The sequence below is a fragment of the Sphingobium sp. Leaf26 genome, assembly GCF_001421665.1.
In the GTDB taxonomy this organism is placed as follows: Bacteria; Pseudomonadota; Alphaproteobacteria; order Sphingomonadales; family Sphingomonadaceae; genus Sphingobium.
Genome location: NZ_LMKV01000026.1, coordinates 1 through 3,519, shown reverse-complemented (window position 1 = coordinate 3,519; position 3,519 = coordinate 1). Strand labels below are relative to the sequence as shown.

General features: G+C 59.8%; 4 protein-coding genes. All 4 read right to left on the bottom strand.

Annotated features, from left to right (window positions below; all coding sequences use genetic code 11):
* Positions 1-178 precede the first annotated feature (178 nt).
* The 4 genes from ASE85_RS15690 to ASE85_RS15675 all read right to left on the bottom strand — a co-directional run bounded on the left by ASE85_RS15690 (position 179) and on the right by ASE85_RS15675 (position 3,325).
* Positions 179-649 carry a nuclear transport factor 2 family protein gene (locus tag ASE85_RS15690; RefSeq protein WP_056690370.1) on the bottom strand — a complete coding sequence of 157 codons (471 nt, stop codon included), beginning with the start codon at positions 647-649 and terminating at the stop codon, positions 179-181.
* A complete protein-coding gene (locus tag ASE85_RS15685) occupies positions 649-1,278 on the bottom strand; it encodes a pyridoxamine 5'-phosphate oxidase family protein (protein WP_056690367.1) in 630 nt (209 codons plus the stop codon). Before ASE85_RS15685 ends, ASE85_RS15690 begins: the two co-directional genes overlap by 1 nt.
* Positions 1,279-1,344: 66 nt before the next feature.
* A complete protein-coding gene (locus ASE85_RS15680) occupies positions 1,345-2,313 on the bottom strand; it encodes an alpha/beta hydrolase (RefSeq protein ID WP_200928383.1) in 969 nt (322 codons plus the stop codon).
* 127 nt (positions 2,314-2,440) lie between these two features.
* Positions 2,441-3,325 (bottom strand): LysR family transcriptional regulator, encoded by an 885-nt coding sequence (locus ASE85_RS15675; protein ID WP_235523570.1) that lies wholly within the window; start codon positions 3,323-3,325, stop codon positions 2,441-2,443.
* Positions 3,326-3,519: the final 194 nt, after the last annotated feature.

Here is a 3,519-nt window from a genome sequence, read left to right as displayed (position 1 = left end):
CCCCTTCGACCGGCTCATCGCCCATTTCACCCTCGACGACATCAACCAGGCCATCGCCGCCACCGAAAACGGCACCGTCGTCAAACCCGTCCTGCGCATTGGAAGGGAATGACGATCCCAACGCCTCATCCCGTCAGGAGGCTCCTTTCCGGGACAAGGCTTTGTTGCAAATCGCCATCTATAGCCCGAGTTCGCCCAGCCCCGGATGGTCATCTGGTCGGCGTCCAAGCGTCCAGTGAAATTTCCGTTCCGCCGCGCTGATCGGACGATCATTGATGCAGGCGAGGCGCCGGCTCATAAGCCCGCTATCGTCGAATTCCCAATTCTCATTGCCATAGGAACGGAACCAGTTGCCGCTGTCGTCATGCCATTCATAGGCGAAGCGCACCGCGATGCGGTTGTCGCGAAAGGCCCATAATTCCTTGATCAATCGATAATCCAGTTCGCGCTGCCATTTGCGCGTCAGGAAGGCGATGATTGCAGAGCGGCCTTCGATGAACTCGGCCCGGTTCCGCCACTGGCTGAGCGGGGTATAGGCCAGCGCGACCCTGGCCGGATCGCGACTGTTCCATCCATCTTCGGCCAGACGGATCTTCTCGATCGCGCTCTCCAGGGTAAAGGGCGGCAGGGGTGGTCTTGGCGTTTCCATCATACGTCTCCCAATTTGATGAGGCGATCCCGCAACGCCCCGTTTTCGGCTTCCAGTTCCGCCAGGCGCTCATGGAGCGGCCGGACCGCCTGTTCGATTTCCCGCTCCGTGAAGCGCGGCGTGATATGTTGCGGGCAGTTCCAGTCGAAAGCTTCGAGCCGCAGCCTGAAGATGCGTTCGGCACGCGCCTTATACGCCTTGTCCATGACGATGTCGGTGAGCGCCGGATCGGCATCGAGCGCCAATTTTTCGACATGGACGTAAATCTTGAGCCGCGCACGCCGCGGATAATCCATCAGGATCAGGCACGCCCGATCGTTCGCAGCCAGATTGCCTGTGCTGATATATTGGCGATTGCCGCGATAATCGGCAAAGGCCAGCGTCCGATCATCGACCAGCTTGAGGAAGCCCGCCGGTCCACCGCGATGCTGGACATAGGGCCAGCCATTTTCCGACACGGTGCCCATATAGAAACTGTCGCGCGCCGCCAGGAAATTGGCTTCATTGGTGTTGAAGCGATCGAAGGCACGATTGCCGCTGAAGGCCGCCCAATGCGCGTCCGCGCCCATCTCCGCCTGCGCTGCCCGCACACTCGACGTCGTCGCAATATCCAGAAAACCATAGGACATGGTTATATCTCCTGTCACCCGCCGCGTCCGGGGCGGCCCTCCAAGGATCGCCTCGGACCGGTATATTCACTGCGCCGCCACCTTGCGATCGAGGAAATCCCGGATCAGCGGAGCCATCTCGTCCAACTTATCTTCCAGGGCGAAATGGCCGGTGTCGAGGATATGCATCTCAGCATCGGGCAGGTCACGCTTATAGGGATGGGCACCGGACTCAGGGAAGATCGTGTCATTCCTGCCCCAAAGGATCAGCGTCGGCGGCTCGCGATCGCGGAAAAAAGCCTGGAAAGCAGGATAAAGCGGGACATTGGTGCGATAATCGTAGAACAGGTCGAGTTGAATATCCTTGTTGCCTGGCCGGTCGAGCAGCGCCTGATCATGGACCCAGTTGTCAGGACTGATACGCGACACATCCCGCACCCCATCGGTATATTGGAATTTGGTGGCGTCGAGGCTGACAACCCATTCCTGGGCAGCACGATCCTTCGTCGATCCACTCTTCCAATAGGCCTTGACCGGATCCCAGAAGGCACCAAGTCCTTCTTCATAGGCATTGCCATTCTGGACGATGAGGCCGCTGACCCGTTCGGGGTGCTTGATAGCGAGGCGATACCCCACCGGCGCGCCATAATCCATGACGTACATCGCGTAGCGGTCGGCGCCGAGCTTGCCCATCAGCGTGTCGACCATGTCTGCAAAATGGCCGAAACTATATGCGAACTGGCGATGGTCGGGCGCGTCGCTCTGGCCGAAGCCCGGATAGTCCGGCGCGATCACATGATAGCGGTCGGCGAGCAGCGGGATCAGGTTGCGGAACATATGCGACGAGGTCGGAAAGCCATGAAGCAGCAGCACCACCGGGGCACCAGCGGGACCGGCTTCGCGATAGAACATCTTCACACCGTCGATCGTGGCTGTGCGGTAACGGATCGTAGCGGGCGCAACGTGGGTGGCGGCGCTTGTCGGCGCGGCGATCGCCACGTTCGGGAAAGCGATGCCGGCGGTCGCCAGCACCATCGAAATAACCAGTGTCTTCATGATGTCCTCCACCCCGTTCGGGGCGCTGAGCAATGACCTCAGCTTCTGGAGGTAGATATAATCCTTGCCTTCACACCTGATAATTCGACAAATCTGGAACTCATTATTCCTGAAAATAGAATTATGATCATGCCGACTGGAATACAGAATTTGCCCGCAGCCGATCGACCGCCAGATCGACGAAACTGCGCACTTTGGCGGCCGCGCGCCGCCCTTCGGCATGAACGACATGGATCGGCAACGGCTTCTCCATATGATCGTCGAGCACCGTTACCAGCCGGCCAGCCGCCAGTGCCGGCTCGACCTGATAGGATAGGACGCGCGTCAGCCCCCAGCCTTGCTCGGCGCCAGCGATCGCTGCTTCATTGGTATTGCAGAATGATCGGGGGTGGACCGTGACGCTGGCCCTGCCCTCTGGCCCAAAATGCCATTCGGGCGAGGCCCATGCCCCGGTCGGCGCGATGACGCGATGCCGGACAAGGTCAGCCGGGGTTTGAGGAATGGGATGATGCTCGAAATAGGCTGGCGCGCCGCAGATGACTCGCCGCACCGACCCGACCCGAATGGCGCTCAACCCTGAATCCGGCAGATGACCGATCCGAACAGCCACATCGATGCCCTCATCCACGATGTTGACCAGGCGATCGACGAACAGGCTGCGCCCGGTCACCGCCGGAAAGCGGTCCAGATAATCGAGCAAGATCGGCAACACATACATCTGCCCGAACATCACCGACCCGGTGACAATCAACGTGCCAGTAGGATTGCCATGGGCACCCGCAGCCGCCGCATCCGCCTCCGCCATGTCGGCCAATATGCGGCGACAATCGTCCAGATATCCACGGCCTGCCTCGGTGAGTTTCACCGACCGCGTAGTCCTGGTCAGCAACCGGACGCCAATGTCATCCTCCAGCGCAGAAATCGCCCGTGTGACCGCCGGCGGGCTTGTATGCAGTCGCCGCGCGGCTTCTGCAAAGCCGCCGGTTTCCGCAACGCGGACGAATATTTTCATGGCCTGCCAACGATCCAACGCTCATCCCCCATGACACCTGTCGTAGGAGATGTTTGCTGGATACGATGGGATGGTCAATCTTCGCCGTTCGAAGAGCGGCAAACAGCCTGGCGAATGTGCCGCGCAATGGGCGCACGAAACATCGCTCTATATTTGGGGTTTAATATGGGGCCATGTGGTGCAGCCGGGATTGG